The sequence below is a fragment of the Consotaella aegiceratis genome, from assembly GCF_036541425.1.
GTDB classification, from domain to species: Bacteria; Pseudomonadota; Alphaproteobacteria; order Rhizobiales; family Rhizobiaceae; genus Consotaella; species Consotaella aegiceratis.
Window position 1 is genome coordinate 143,113 of sequence record NZ_JAZHFT010000007.1, and the last position, 13,210, is coordinate 156,322.

Annotated in this window: 11 protein-coding genes; 9 read left to right on the forward strand and 2 right to left on the reverse strand. The window is 65.9% G+C overall.

Annotated elements, in window-relative coordinates:
• Nucleotides 1-13 precede the first annotated feature (13 nt).
• From SMD10_RS07560 to SMD10_RS07580, 5 genes are all read left to right on the forward strand, one after another.
• Nucleotides 14-1,516 carry an ABC transporter substrate-binding protein gene (locus SMD10_RS07560; protein WP_331685060.1) on the forward strand — a complete coding sequence of 501 codons (1,503 nt, stop codon included), beginning with the start codon at nt 14-16 and terminating at the stop codon, nt 1,514-1,516.
• 63 nt (nt 1,517-1,579) lie between these two features.
• Nucleotides 1,580-2,524, forward strand: coding sequence for an ABC transporter permease (locus SMD10_RS07565; RefSeq protein ID WP_331685061.1), 945 nt, complete (start codon nt 1,580-1,582; stop codon nt 2,522-2,524).
• Between the two features lie 89 nt (nt 2,525-2,613).
• Nucleotides 2,614-3,489 carry an ABC transporter permease gene (locus SMD10_RS07570; protein ID WP_432757205.1) on the forward strand — a complete coding sequence of 292 codons (876 nt, stop codon included), beginning with the start codon at nt 2,614-2,616 and terminating at the stop codon, nt 3,487-3,489.
• Nucleotides 3,490-3,771: 282 nt separating this feature from the next.
• Nucleotides 3,772-5,565, forward strand: a complete 1,794-nt coding sequence (locus tag SMD10_RS07575) for a gamma-glutamyltransferase family protein (protein WP_331685063.1) — start codon at nt 3,772-3,774, stop codon at nt 5,563-5,565.
• A 113-nt stretch (nt 5,566-5,678) separates the two neighbouring features.
• Nucleotides 5,679-7,181, forward strand: coding sequence for an ABC transporter substrate-binding protein (locus tag SMD10_RS07580; protein WP_331685064.1), 1,503 nt, complete (start codon nt 5,679-5,681; stop codon nt 7,179-7,181).
• A 226-nt stretch (nt 7,182-7,407) separates the two neighbouring features.
• Here the strand turns inward: SMD10_RS07580 and SMD10_RS07585 are convergent, their stop codons facing one another.
• Complete coding sequence (locus SMD10_RS07585) at nt 7,408-8,391, reverse strand: acetamidase/formamidase family protein (protein ID WP_331685065.1); 984 nt, start codon at nt 8,389-8,391, stop codon at nt 7,408-7,410.
• 35 nt (nt 8,392-8,426) lie between these two features.
• Complete coding sequence (locus SMD10_RS07590; protein ID WP_331685066.1) at nt 8,427-9,818, reverse strand: L-serine ammonia-lyase; 1,392 nt, start codon at nt 9,816-9,818, stop codon at nt 8,427-8,429.
• A 342-nt stretch (nt 9,819-10,160) separates the two neighbouring features.
• Here SMD10_RS07590 and SMD10_RS07595 point away from each other — a divergent pair, with 342 nt between their 5' ends.
• The 4 genes from SMD10_RS07595 to SMD10_RS25570 are packed head-to-tail and all read left to right on the forward strand — an operon-like array spanning nt 10,161 to nt 13,156.
• Nucleotides 10,161-10,901, forward strand: coding sequence for an IclR family transcriptional regulator (locus SMD10_RS07595; protein WP_331685067.1), 741 nt, complete (start codon nt 10,161-10,163; stop codon nt 10,899-10,901).
• Complete coding sequence (locus SMD10_RS07600) at nt 10,898-11,902, forward strand: 2-dehydro-3-deoxygalactonokinase (RefSeq protein WP_331685068.1); 1,005 nt, start codon at nt 10,898-10,900, stop codon at nt 11,900-11,902. Before SMD10_RS07595 ends, SMD10_RS07600 begins: the two co-directional genes overlap by 4 nt.
• The gene (locus tag SMD10_RS07605; protein WP_331685069.1) at nt 11,892-12,545 is read left to right on the forward strand and encodes a 2-dehydro-3-deoxy-6-phosphogalactonate aldolase; all 654 of its coding nucleotides are present in this window, start codon (nt 11,892-11,894) and stop codon (nt 12,543-12,545) included. The genes SMD10_RS07600 and SMD10_RS07605 overlap by 11 nt, the downstream gene beginning before the upstream one ends.
• The gene (locus tag SMD10_RS25570) at nt 12,518-13,156 is read left to right on the forward strand and encodes a cupin domain-containing protein (RefSeq protein ID WP_432757200.1); all 639 of its coding nucleotides are present in this window, start codon (nt 12,518-12,520) and stop codon (nt 13,154-13,156) included. Before SMD10_RS07605 ends, SMD10_RS25570 begins: the two co-directional genes overlap by 28 nt.
• Nucleotides 13,157-13,210 lie beyond the last annotated feature (54 nt).

Below are 13,210 nucleotides of genomic sequence, written 5' to 3' on the forward strand. Positions count from 1 at the left end.
AGAAGGAACCGGAATGAACACGACCAGACTGACAATTTTGGCCGCCGCACTGCTGGCCGCCAGCACGGCCTCGGCGCAGACGCTGCGGATCGCCTTGCAGGACGACGCCGACATGCTGGATCCGCACAAGGCCCGCACCTTCGTCGGCCGCATCGTCTTCACCTCGCTTTGCGACAAGCTCATCGACATCTCGCCGGACCTGAAGTTCGTGCCGCAGCTGGCCACCGAATGGTCCTATAACGACGATCAGACCGAGCTCACCTTCAAACTGCGCGACGGCGTCACCTTCCACGACGGCTCGACGTTCGACGCCGAGGCGGTGAAGGCCAATATCGAGCGCGCGATGACGCTGCCCGACTCCAATCGCAAAAGCGAATTGTCCTCGGTCGACCATCTCGAAGTCGTCGACCCGCTGACGGTCACCTTCAAGCTGAAGCATCCGGACGCGACGCTGCTGGCGACGCTGTCCGACCGGGCCGGCATGATGCTGGCGCCTGCCGCCTTCTCCGGCGACAAGGACTACGCCCAGAACCCGGTCTGCTCGGGTCCATACAAGTTCGTCAATCGCGTCCAGAACGATCGCATCGAGCTGGAGAAGTACGACGGCTACTGGAACGCGGACGAGTATCCCATTACGGCGGTGACCTTCCTGCCGATCCCCGATGCCACCGTGAAGCTCGCCAATCTGCGGTCCGGCGACGTCGACATGATCGAGCGCGTGGCGCCGTCGGACATTCCGTCGGTCAAGGAAGATGCCGACCTGACGCTCGTCCCGGTCACCGGGCTCGGCTACATGGGCATCCAGTTCAACACCAACAACGGCGAGCCGGCAAAGCTGCCGATCAACGCCGACAAGCGTGTCCGCCAAGCGTTCCAGTATGCGATCGGCCGCGACATCATCAACGAGGTGGTCGGCAACGGCACCTATCCGCCGGCACAGCAGCCGTTCCCGCCCTCGAGTCCCTACCACAGCGACAAGTTTCCCGTGGTCGAGCGTGACGTCGACAAGGCGAAGGCGCTTCTCGCGGAGGCAGGCGTCGAGAATCCGAGCTTCACGCTCGGCTTCGCCAACAACACCACGATCCAGCAGGTGGCCGAGCTGATCCAGGCGATGGCGGCCGAGGCCGGATTCCAGATCAACCTTCAGCCGCAGGAGTTCGCGGCCCTCCAGTCCGATCTTCAGGAAGGCAAGTTCGAAGCCGCGATCCAGGGGTGGTCGGGGCGTGTCGACCCGGACGGCAACATCTTCACCTTCGTGACCTGCGGCGGCAATCTCAACGATGGCGGCTATTGCAGCGAGAAGGTCGACGAAGACCTGAAGGCGGCCCGGGAAACCTCGGACGAGGCCGAGCGCGAGAAGCTCTATGACGACGCGCAGACCATCCTGCAGGACGATCTGCCCTGGATCTACACCTACTACCAGCCCTGGCCCTTCGTTCTGGCCAAGAACGTCACCGGCTTCGTTCCCTATCCGGACGGCATGATCCGTCTGAAGGGCATGAATGTCGAAGAATAGGCCGAATGGAAGGCATCCGGGAGCGGCCATGACGGCCGCTCCTTCCAACCTGGAAGCGATCGTATGGCCCAGCTGATCGTGCGACGGCTGCTCGTTGCCATTCCCACACTCATCATCGTCTCGATGCTGGTCTTCTCGCTGCAGAAGCTGCTGCCGGGCGATCCCGTGCTGGTGATGGCCGGCGAGGAGCGCGATCCGCAGGTGATCGAGTTCCTGCGCGAGAAATACCACCTCAACGATCCGATCCCCGTCCAATATGGCGCCTGGGTCTGGCAGGTCCTGCACGGCGATTTCGGCATCTCGCTGCGCACCGACGTGCCAGTGCTGACGCTGATCACCCAGAAGCTGCCGGTGACGATCCAACTGGCCGTGATGGCGATGATCGTGGCGATGCTGATCGGCATTCCCGCCGGTATCCTGTCGGCGGTGCGCAAGGGGACGATCACGGATTATGTCGCCAATGTCGTGGCGCTTTCGGGCCTTTCCATTCCGAACTTCTGGCTCGGGATTCTGCTGATCTTTCTCGTGTCCGTCCGGCTTGGCTGGCTGCCGGCCTCCGGTTACGTGCCGCTCAGCCAGGATCCCTGGCTGTCGCTTAAGACGATGCTGATGCCGGCCGTCGTGCTGGGCACCGCGCTCGCCGCCACGCTGATGCGCCATACGCGCTCGGCGATGATCGGTGTGCTGCGGTCCGACTATATCCGCACCGCGCGCGCCAAGGGGCTGCGCCACGGCAAGGTCGTCTACAAGCATGCGCTGCGCAACGCGATGGTGCCGATCGTGACGCTGCTCACCTTGCTCTTCGGCGAGTTGCTGGGCGGCGCCGTGCTGACGGAGCAGATTTTCACCATTCCCGGCTTCGGCAAGCTCGTCGTCGATGCCGTGTTCACCCGCGACTATGCCGTGGTCCAGGGGATCGTGCTGTGCACCGCGATCGGCTTCATCCTGATGAACCTGCTGGCCGACATCCTCTATATCCTGATCAACCCGCGCCTGAGGGGAGCCTGATGGCCACGACGACCCTGGAAACCGTGTCGTCGGACCACGGGCCGCGCCCGGAGGTGCTCGACCACGAAGCCACCCCGGCCGAGGTCAAGATTGCGGCCGCCGACGGCGCGGAAGAGGCGCTGACACCGCGGCGCAGCCGCGCGCTCAAGAAGTTCCTGTCCAACCGGCCGGCGATCGTCGGCGGGTTGGTCGTGGTCTTCTTCGTGCTGGTCGCGATCGTGGCGCCGCTGATCGCCCCCTACGATCCGCTCGCCACCAGCTTTACGGCGATCCGCAAGGCACCGTCGATGGTGCATTGGTTCGGCACCGACGAACTCGGCCGCGACATCCTGAGCCGCATGGCCTATGGCGCGCGGGCCTCGCTGCTGGCCGGCGTGGTCTCCGTGGCGATCGCCGTCATCATCGGCGTGCCCTTCGGCATCCTGGCCGGCTTCTTCGGCGGCTGGACCGACATGGCGATCTCGCGTGTGGCCGATGCGATGCTGGCCATCCCGTTCCTGATCCTGGCGATCGCGCTCGCCGCTTTCCTCGGCCCGAGCCTGACCAATGCGATGATCGCGATCGGCCTGTCCGGCACGCCGATCTTCGCGCGGCTGGCGCGCGGCCAGGCGTTGAGCGTCAAGGCGGAGGACTATGTCGAGGGCGCGCGCGCCATCGGCCTGCCCAACCGCTGGATCCTGATCCGCTATGTCTTTCCGAACATCCTGCCGCCCCTGATCGTGCAGGGCACGCTGACGGTAGCGACCGCCATCATCGCCGAGGCGAGCCTGTCCTTCCTCGGGCTCGGCCAGCAGCCGCCGTCTCCGTCCTGGGGATCGATGCTGAACACGGCGAAGAACTTCATGAACCAGGCGCCGTGGATGTCGCTCTTTCCCGGCGCCGCGATCTTCCTGCTGGTGCTCGGCTTCAACCTGCTCGGCGACGGTCTGCGCGATGCGCTGGACCCGCGCGAGGTGGACGGGTGAGTTTCCCGAGTTCGGGCGGAGGCCAGAATTGCTCGTCCGGACGCCCAAGACCGACCAATCGTCATCCTCGGGCTCCGTCCCGAGGATCCAGCAAAGAATGGGACCGATCCCGCATTGAATTCACATTGGCGGGCTCGCCATCGATAGCCTGAAAGCGTCTGCCTGGATCCTCGGGACGGAGCCCGAGGATGACGGAGATGGAGGCTTTCGAATGGTTTGGCACAAGCCGCTGTCACCTCATGCCAACTTCTTCTCCGTCCATCCGACCTCGAAAGGCACTTCATGTTCACCACTCGTCCCGAACTGCTCGGCACTTTCGGCGCCGTCGCCTCGACCCATTGGCTGGGCACCGCCGCCGGCATGTCGATGCTGGAGCGCGGCGGCAATGCCTTCGACGCGGGCATCGCGACGGCGTTCGTGCTGCAGGTGGTGGAGCCGCATTTGGTCGGGCCGGCCGGCGACGCACCGGTCATCGTCCACTCGGCCAAGACCGGAAAGACGGAGGTGATCTGCGGCCAGGCTCCGGCACCGGCCGGCGCCACCATCGAGCACTATACGCGGGAAGGGCTGACGCTGATCCCCGGCAACGGCCTGCTCGCGACCGTCATTCCCGGATCGTTCGACGCCTGGATGCTGCTCCTGCGCGACCACGGCACGATGAGCGTGCGCGAGGTGCTCGAACCGGCCATCTTCTATGCCGAGAAGGGCCATCCGGTGCTGCCGCGCGTCGCCGCCACGATTGCCGGGCTGAAGACCTTCTTCGAAACCGAATGGCCGACATCGGCCGCCGCCTTGCTGCCGAATGGCGCGGCGCCCGAGCCCTGGTCGCTGTTCAAGAACCCGGCGCTGGCCGCGACCTGGACGCGGATCATCCAGGAGGCGGAAGCCGCCGGCTCGGATCGCGAGACGCAGATCGAGGCTGCGCGGGCCGCCTTCTACAAGGGCTTCGTCGCCGAGGCGATCGATGCTTTCGTCAGCCGCGCCGAGGTCATGGACGAGAGCGGCAGCCGCCACAAGGGTGTCATCACGGCTCAGGATCTGGCCGGTTGGCAGGCCGGCTACGAGGCGCCCTTGACCTACGAATACGGCGGCCAGACGGTGAACAAGATCGCGCCCTGGGGGCAGGGACCTGTGTTCCTGCAGACGCTGGCGCTGCTCAAGGGGTTCGACCTCGACGCGACCGAGGCGGCGGGGGCGGAGTTCATCCATCTGCTCACCGAGGCGATGAAGCTCGCCTTCGCCGATCGCGAGGCCTATTACGGTGATCCGAATTTCGTCGATGTGCCTGTCGAAGCGCTGTTGTCGGACGCTTACAACGACAAGCGCCGCAAGCTGATCTCCGATCGGGCGTCCTTCGACCTTCGCCCCGGCCGCGTGGCCGGATATGAGGCGCAGGTGGATCGCATGATGGCCGTTCTCGACCGCTTGTCGACGACGGAGGCGGTGGGGGCGACCAACGAACCGACCACGGCCGCCATGCAGTCGGCGCGGCGCGGCGACACGGTTCATGTCGACGCGGTCGACCGTTGGGGCAACATGATGGCGGCCATGCCTTCGGGCGGGTGGCTGCAATCCTCGCCGGCGATCCCCGAGCTCGGCTTCATGCTCAACTCGCGCGCCCAGATGTTCTGGCTGGAGCCCGACCTGCCGACCTCTCTGGCGCCGGGCAAGCGGCCGCGCACCACGTTGACGCCGACGCTGACGACGCGCGACGGCGAGCCGTACATGGCGTTCGGCTCGCCCGGCGGCGACCAGCAGGAGCAGTGGCAGCTGCTGCTGTTCCTCCGCGCCGTGCATCACAAGCTGAATCTGCAGGAGGCCATCGATCTGCCGATGAGTCACAGCACTCACTTTCCAGGCTCGTTTTATCCGCGCAACCGGCGACCAGGCCACCTGATCGCCGAGGAGAGCTTCGGCTCCGCCGTGCTTCAGGATTTGCGTCGCAGAGGCCATGATCTGGAAGTCGCTCCGGAGTGGACGATCGGGCGCCTGGTGGCCGTCGCGCGGGAGAATGACGGGCTGATGCGCGCCGCCGCCACCCCGCGCCTAATGCAGGCCTACGCCATCGCCCGCTGAGCCGACGACGGGCGGACATTCGACTGGGACCGTCCGACGACGCAGCGGACGGCGTGGCCCCGGAGGGAGCTCCATTCAACCACGCCTGTGTGGCGTATCAGGAGATGCAGGCCATGAGACATGCAACGATTGTTGCCGCGGCGATGGCCGCGGCACTGACGAGTTCCGACGCGCTGGCACAGGAAATGCGGATCGGTCTGCAGGACGACGTCGACGTCCTCGATCCGGCCCGGTCGCGCACCTTCGTGGGCGAGGTGGTGTTCGAATCGCTCTGCGACAGCCTGGTCGCCGTCGGCCCGGATCTCGTCGCCAAGCCGGAACTTGCGAGTGACTGGTCGTGGAATGACGACAGCACCGAACTGACCATGACGCTCAACCCGGACATGAGGTTCCATGACGGAACACCGATCGACGCCAAGGCGGTGAAGGCCAATCTCGACCGGGCGATGACGCTCGACGAGAGTATGCGCAAGACTGAGCTGCAGTCGGTGACGAGCGTCGAAGTGGTCGGCGACCTGACCTTCAAGATCAAGCTGAAGCAGCCCGACCCGACGCTGCTGCCGCAGCTTTCCAACCGCGCCGGCATGATCGCCTCGCCGGCCGCTTTCGGGGAGGGAGGGGACCTTAGCCTCAATCCGGTATGCTCCGGCCCGTTCAAGTTCGTCGAGCGCGAACAGAACTACCAGATCGTGCTGGAGAAGTTCGCCGACTACCGCAACGCCGACGACTATCATTTCGACCGCGTCGTGTTCATGCCGATCCCCGACACCACGGTGCGGCTGGCCAATCTGCGTTCCGGCGACCTCGACATGCTGGAGCGGCTGGCGCCGTCCGACATTCCCGAAGTCCGCGACGATCCCGACTTGCAGCTCGCGCTGGTGACCAGCGTCGGCTATCAGGGCCTGACCATGAACGTCGGCAACGGCGCGCGCGCCGACAGCCCGCTCGGCAAGGACAAGCGGGTGCGCCAGGCACTGCAACTGGCGATCGGCCGCGACGTGATCAACGAGGTGGTCGGTGCCGGCACCTACGAGCCGGCGCAGCAGCCCTTCGGTCCGGAAAGCCCGTTCCACGACGGTGCCTTCCCGGTCGCCGGCCGCGACGTCGAGAAGGCCAAGGCGCTGCTGAAGGAGGCGGGCTACGACCGCGTGCCGTTCGAGCTGATCTTCGCCAACTCGACCACCGGCCAGCAGACCGCCGAGCTGATCCAGGCGATGGTCGCCGAGGCCGGCTTCGATGCGACGCTGAAATCGTCAGAGTTCGCCTCGATGCTGCAGGCGACCCAGGAGGGCGATTACGACGTGGTGCAGATCGGCTGGTCCGGCCGTTACGATCCGGACGGCAATCTGCACCAGTTCGTCACCTGCGGCGCCGGACTGAACTATGCCGGCTACTGCAACGACAAGGTCGACGAGCTCCTGAACGGCGCCAAGGTGGAGCCCGACTTCGACAAGCGCAAGGCGCTCTACGACCAGGCGCAGGCGATCCTGCAGGACGAACTGCCGATCATCTACCTCTACCACCAGCCCTGGCCGTTCGTGGTGGCCAAGGACATCCATGGGTTCCAGCCGCTGCCGACCGGCATCATCAGCCTGAAGGGCGTCACCAAGGGCTGAGTGCAGGCGTTCGGATGTCCGATCCCGTGGCGTCACGGGACTTTTGAAGCGCGCCGACATCCCAACCGCGTCATCCTCGGCAACCGTGCCGAGGATCCAGTTGTGACCTCGGCCTCGATATGTCTGCGTCCGGGCTGACGCAGAAAGCTGGATCCTCGGGACGGGGCCCGAGCAATGACGAAGGGAGGGCGGAATGCGGTTACCTTGATCGCATCCCGCCGTCGCGTCAGCGGTCGACCAGGGCCTTCGCCATCATCATGTGGACGCCCTTGCAGCCGTTCACCGTCTGGGTGACGCGCAAATCGCCGGCGAGGCTGCACAGCGTGTAGGCGTCCTCGCGCGACAGGCCGCCCTTGTCCTGCAGCAGCACGATCATGTCGCGCAGCGCCATCACCGCGCATTGGTCGAGGTCGGGGTCCATGCCCATGGTGATGTAGTGGGTGGGCGTCTCGGCCTGCGGATAGGTCAACTCCAGGTCGTCGCGCACGGTGAGGCGGAAGGTGCCCCTGAGCGCCGTCTCGATCGCCGTGATGCAGACTTCGCCGTCGCCTTGGGCACCGTGGCCGTCGCCGCAGGAAAACAGCGCACCTTCGTTGAAGACCGGCAGATAGAGCGTGGTGCCGGCCACCAGTTCCTTGTTGTCGATGTTGCCGGCGTGGACGCGCGGCTGGATCGAGGAGATGCGGCCCCAGTTCGGCGGTGGCGCCACGCCCATGACGCCGAAGAAGGGAGCGAGCGGCAGGTCGAGGCCCCAGGGCAGCTTTGCGATTCCGGCCTGCGCGTCCAGCGGAATGTTGAGGGTTCGCGCCGTCTCGAAGTCGTAGGGCAGGGTGCCGGCCAAAGGCCGGATGACGTTGTAGCCCCAGTCCTGGCGCAGTTCGATGGCGTCGATCGCCACCTCCAGGACCTGGCCCGGCTGGGCGCCGTCCACCGCGACCGGACCGGTCAGCATGTGGCCGGGCATCTCCTGTCGGCAGTCGCGGTGCACGTCGAGAAGCTCTGGCGGCACGAAGAAGTCTTTGCCGGGCAGCACGTCGGGGCCGCCCGAGACCGTGTCGATAACGATCGTGTCGCCGCTCTGAATGGTGATGCAAGGCTTGCGCTTGGGGTCGAAATAGCCCCAGGCGACGGTCCTGGGCGATGCCTCGAGATGATGCTGCACCTGCTGCTCCTTTTGAAAAACGCGCGAGAAATCGGGCGGCTCAGTCATCCAGACGATAGCGAGGCTGTCCTAGGCCGTGCCGTTCAGCACTCCGGCACGTTGAGGGCCAGGCCGCCGAGGCTCGTCTCCTTGTAGCGGGTCGACATATCGCGCCCGGTCTCACGCATCGTCTTGATGCAGGTGTCCAGCGAGACGCGGTGCGCGCCGTCGCCCTTGAGCGCCAGCGAGGCGGCCGTGACGGCCTTGACCGCGCCGAAGGCGTTGCGCTCGATGCAGGGGATCTGGACGAGACCGCCGACCGGATCGCAGGTCATGCCGAGATGATGTTCGAGCGCGATCTCGGCGGCGTTCTCCACCTGGGCCGGCGTGCCGCCCATCACCGCGCACAGCCCCGCCGCGGCCATGGCCGAGGCCGAGCCGACTTCGCCCTGGCAGCCGACCTCGGCGCCCGAGATCGAGGCATTGCGCTTGATCAGTCCGCCGATCGCCGCCGCCGTCAGCAGAAACTCGCGCACGCGGGCGCGGTTGGCCGTCGGATCGAAGCGCAGGAAGTACCGGATGACGGCTGGAATGACGCCCGAAGCGCCGTTGGTGGGCGCCGTGACGACGCGGCCGCCGGCAGCGTTTTCCTCGTTGACGGCCAGCGCATAGACGGTCAGCCAGTCGTTGGCGGCGAGCGGCGAGATCATGTTGCGCTGCCATTCGGCTTCCAGTCTTTGGTGGATGGCGCCCGCCCGCCGCTTCACCTGGAAGCCGCCGGGCAGCATGCCGTCCGCCGCGAGTCCACGATCGATGCAGCCGGACATGGCCTCCCAGATCGCGTCGAGTCGGCGGTCGAGGTCGCGCTGGCTGTGTCGGGCGAGTTCGTTCTCGGCCTGCATGGCGGCGATCGAGAGCTGCGATGTCTCGGCTTGGCGCAGGGCTTCGTCGGCGGTCCTGAAGGGGAAGGGGCTTTCGTCTCCGCCACTTTCGGACGGCGGCGCATCGAGTTCGATGTCGCTGGCGACGAAGCCGCCGCCGACCGAATAGTAGACGCGACGCAACAGCAGGGCGCCATCGGCGTCGAGGGCGGAAAAGGCCATGCCGTTGGTGTGGCCGGGCAGGGATGTCTTTTTGTCGAAGACAAGATCGCGGTCGGGGTCGAAGCGGTAGGACCGGCCGCCCTCGGGACGCACGACGCCGGTCTGTCCGACTTCCGCGACGATAGCGGAAATGGCGCCCGGATCCACGGCATCCGGCGCGTGGCCGCACAGCCCCAGGATCACCGCCCGGTCGGTGGCATGCCCCTTGCCGGTGTAGGCGAGCGAGCCGTGCAGGCTGACCCGCAGACGCTCCGGCTCGGCGTTGCGTGGCCGCGGCCAGTCTCCGTGTTCCAGTTCGTCGAGGAAGCGGGCGGCTGCGACCATCGGGCCCACCGTGTGCGAGCTCGACGGCCCGATGCCGATCTTGAAGAGGTCGAAGACGGACAGAAACATCAGCAGCGACGCCGGCGGAGCGCATGAATCGGAGCAGACGGAGTCTGGACACCGCGCTCGGTTCGATCGTGGAAAGACATGCTTCGCGGTCGGCTGATCATCCGACGATGGTAGAGCGGATCGCCGTCGTCGGGCAACGAAAAACGCCGCTCATCGTGGGTGCCGTATTCATAAGAAATGTCTTACTATTTGGACAAACGTATTTTTATTTGACATGATGGAGATGGAGGCGTTTATCAGGGTCCGCGAGGCGGAGCGGGGAACTTCGCCGGAGAAAAGGCCGGAGCGATGAATCCGTCGGGCTTACAGCGTAAGTTGCCGGTGGCGGGGACGCAGACACTGATGCGGGGACTGACCGTCCTCGAACTGGTCGCCGAGGGCACCCGCGACGTGAAAGGGCTCTCCGCCGCGCTGGGCGTCCCGCGCGCCACCATGCACCGCATGCTGTCCAGCCTCGTGGCCGAGGGCTATCTCCATCACATGTCCCATGGCTGCTACTTCCTGGGTCCGAAACTGATCCGGCTCGGCATGGCCGCACTGGAGGAGAGGCCCGTCGTGGCGCTCGCCAAGCCCCATGTCGAGGCCTTGGCTCAGAGCACCGGCGATACCATCCATCTCGGTGTCGTCGACGGCTTCGAGGTGCTTTATCTCGACAAGATTTCCGGATCGCGGGGCCTGCAGATGCGCTCCCGGGTCGGCCAGCGCATGCCGTTGGCCACCACCGGCCTGGGCAAGGCGCTGATGGTCAGCCTGCCGGACGACCGATGGAGGGATCTCTACGATCGCGCCGCGCTTCACAAGCAGCAGATCGGCGGGCGGCCGAACCCCATCCCCTGGGAGCGCTTCGCGGAACAGATGAAGACCTATCGGGAGGCCGGGTGGGTCTACGATTTCGAGGAAAACGAGACGGACATCCGCTGTGTCGCCGCGCCGATCCGGGACGTGTCGGGCCGTGTGGTTGCGTCCGTCAGCGTGGCCAGCGCCATTCTCTACATGCCGGAGGACCGGATGGCCGAACTGGGACCGCAGGTTCGGGCAACGGCCGAGGCCATTTCCCGCGAACTTGGATGGGCGTGCCCATGACTGATTTGTTGATCTGCAATCCCGTGCTCATCGGGCTCGACTGGGGAACCTCCAGCCTGCGCGCCTTTCTCATGGGCGAGCGCGGCACCGTGCTCGATCAGCGGTCCAGCCGACACGGTATTCAGAATCTGCCAGCCGAGGGCAGGGAGGGGTTCGAAACCGCCTTTCGGGTAATCTGCGGCTCCTGGGTCGATCGATATCCGGGCGTCCCCGTGGTGGCGGGCGGCATGGTCGGCAGTGCCCAGGGCTGGACGGAAGCGCCGTATGTCGCCTGCCCAGCCGATGTCGAGACCTTGGCGGAGCATGCCGCGAGCGTCGAAACCGCATCGGGCGTCCGCGTCCTGATCGCGCCGGGCGTGCTCTACGATCCGGCCGATGCCGCGCCGGACGTCATGCGCGGCGAGGAGATCCAGATCGCCGGCGCCTTGGCCCGAACGCCCGCCTGGGCAGGAAAATCGCTGATGGCGCTGCCGGGCACGCATTCCAAATGGGCGAGGGTGCGCCAGGGTCGGATCGAAGGCTTCTCCACCCACATGACGGGAGAGCTCTTCTCGATCCTCCGCCGCCACTCCATCCTTGGGCGATTGATGGCCGACGACCCGCAGCCCTCGGTCGACGCCGTCGAGGCCGCCTTCTTGTCCGGCGTTTCCAAGGCGCGCGACGAGGCGTCCGGCGATCTTCTGCACCAGCTGTTCTCGGTCCGCACCCTGAGTCTCAGGGGGCGCTTGGCGCCCACCTTGTCCAGCGAATACCTGTCGGGCCTGCTGATCGGGCACGAACTTCGTTCGGTCCTGTCTTCGGAGGACGCGGGAGAGCGCGAGGGCCTGCCCCTCGCGCTCATCGGGGATGTCGGTCTTTGCCGCCGCTACGCTCGCGCCCTGACCGTGTTCGGGGTGGGGTCCGCTGCCCTCTGCGAGAACACCGCGCCCCCGGGCCTGTTCTGCTTCGCTTCTGCCGCTAGGCTGATCCCTCCTGCCGATGAGGTTTCCGATGTCCGCTAGTACGCTTCCAGACCGCTTAGAGGCGGCGCTTCAAGCATTGCCCTTGGTCGCCATCCTGCGCGGCATCGAGCCGTCGGAAGCGGCCTCGCTCGCCCGGGCGCTCTACGAGGCCGGCTTTCGTCTGATCGAAGTGCCGCTCAATTCGCCCGAGCCTTTCGACAGCATCGCCATCATGCGCGAAAATCTGCCCGCGGCGGCGATCGTCGGTGCCGGTACGGTCACCACGATCGGCGACGTCGAGCGGCTGGTGTCGATCGGGGCGGATCTCGTCGTCATGCCGCATGCCGATACGGCGGTGATCGCGGCGGCCAAGGCGGCCGGCCTGATCAGTCTGCCGGGCATCGCCACGCCGACCGAGGCTTTCGCGGCTCTGGCGGCGGGCGCCGACGCCCTGAAAATCTTTCCCGCCGAGATGGTTCAGCCGGCCGCCGTGAAGGCCATGCTATCGGTGCTGCCGGCGGGCACGCGGCTGTTTCCCGTGGGCGGAATCACGCCGAAGACCATGGCGCCCTTCCGGGAGGTCGGCGTCAGCGGCTTTGGTCTCGGCTCGGCGCTCTACAAGCCCGGCATGGGCGTTGGCGAGATCGCCTCGCGAGCCAAAGAATTCGTCGGGACATGGCGGGGGTACGATACCAGTCGGTAAACCCGCCTCGGTGTCGGTCATACCGCGTGTCTGGAACGACGAGGCAGCTCGGGGAAGCGGGGTGGGGGCGTCGCCGCGCTCAAGCCAGGTCCGCGGCGGGCTCGCATCCTCGCGAAGTATTTGAAGGCCGGTCCGGCAACCAGAAAAGAACCGACGACGTCGATCCGCATATACGGCATTGCGACCTGAGAGCCGGGCAGATCGACGACCGTCGTCGTCGCCGGGTGGCGCCATTCTCGCACGGGGTTTTCGTCCATGGCACCGCGAGGCGACGATCGGCGACACGGCGCGCTTCTTATCATGAAAACGAGGCGGCCTCCCCGCCGATCGGTTGCGGCCTCCGCATCCACAATATCGAACTGAAGCTGATCGAAGTGCAGATCGGCAGCTATGCCGGAGAGGGCGATGTCGTTCGCATCGAAGATATCTATCAGCGCGTGACGGCCTCCAAAGGCGACGGGCCCCGATCGCCGACAAGGCCGTATGTCACCTGTCGTCCGACTGTCCTCGCCGGCGGGAAGGGGCGCTCTATGCGCAGCAGGGGGATCGCATTTGGGAATTTGAATTGGCATTTGTTGGTTGAATGGAATCGGATGAGGGCCTGGCTCTGAGAGGAGAAGGCCGATGTCCTGGTTCACGGCGAGCTTTGCCGAGGTTCCGGATCC

Excerpts from the sequence above, each read along its gene's own strand:
- SMD10_RS07560 (WP_331685060.1), top strand. The coding sequence starts at position 14 with ATGAACACGACCAGACTGACAATTTTGGCCGCCGCACTGCTGGCCGCC.
- SMD10_RS07565 (WP_331685061.1), top strand. The coding sequence starts at position 1,580 with ATGGCCCAGCTGATCGTGCGACGGCTGCTCGTTGCCATTCCCACACTC.
- SMD10_RS07575 (WP_331685063.1), top strand. The coding sequence starts at position 3,772 with ATGTTCACCACTCGTCCCGAACTGCTCGGCACTTTCGGCGCCGTCGCC.
- SMD10_RS07580 (WP_331685064.1), top strand. The coding sequence starts at position 5,679 with ATGAGACATGCAACGATTGTTGCCGCGGCGATGGCCGCGGCACTGACG.
- SMD10_RS07585 (WP_331685065.1), bottom strand. The coding sequence starts at position 8,391 with ATGACTGAGCCGCCCGATTTCTCGCGCGTTTTTCAAAAGGAGCAGCAG.
- SMD10_RS07590 (WP_331685066.1), bottom strand. The coding sequence starts at position 9,818 with ATGTTTCTGTCCGTCTTCGACCTCTTCAAGATCGGCATCGGGCCGTCG.
- SMD10_RS07595 (WP_331685067.1), top strand. The coding sequence starts at position 10,161 with ATGCGGGGACTGACCGTCCTCGAACTGGTCGCCGAGGGCACCCGCGAC.
- SMD10_RS07600 (WP_331685068.1), top strand. The coding sequence starts at position 10,898 with ATGACTGATTTGTTGATCTGCAATCCCGTGCTCATCGGGCTCGACTGG.
- SMD10_RS07605 (WP_331685069.1), top strand. The coding sequence starts at position 11,892 with ATGTCCGCTAGTACGCTTCCAGACCGCTTAGAGGCGGCGCTTCAAGCA.
- SMD10_RS25570 (WP_432757200.1), top strand. The coding sequence starts at position 12,518 with ATGGCGGGGGTACGATACCAGTCGGTAAACCCGCCTCGGTGTCGGTCA.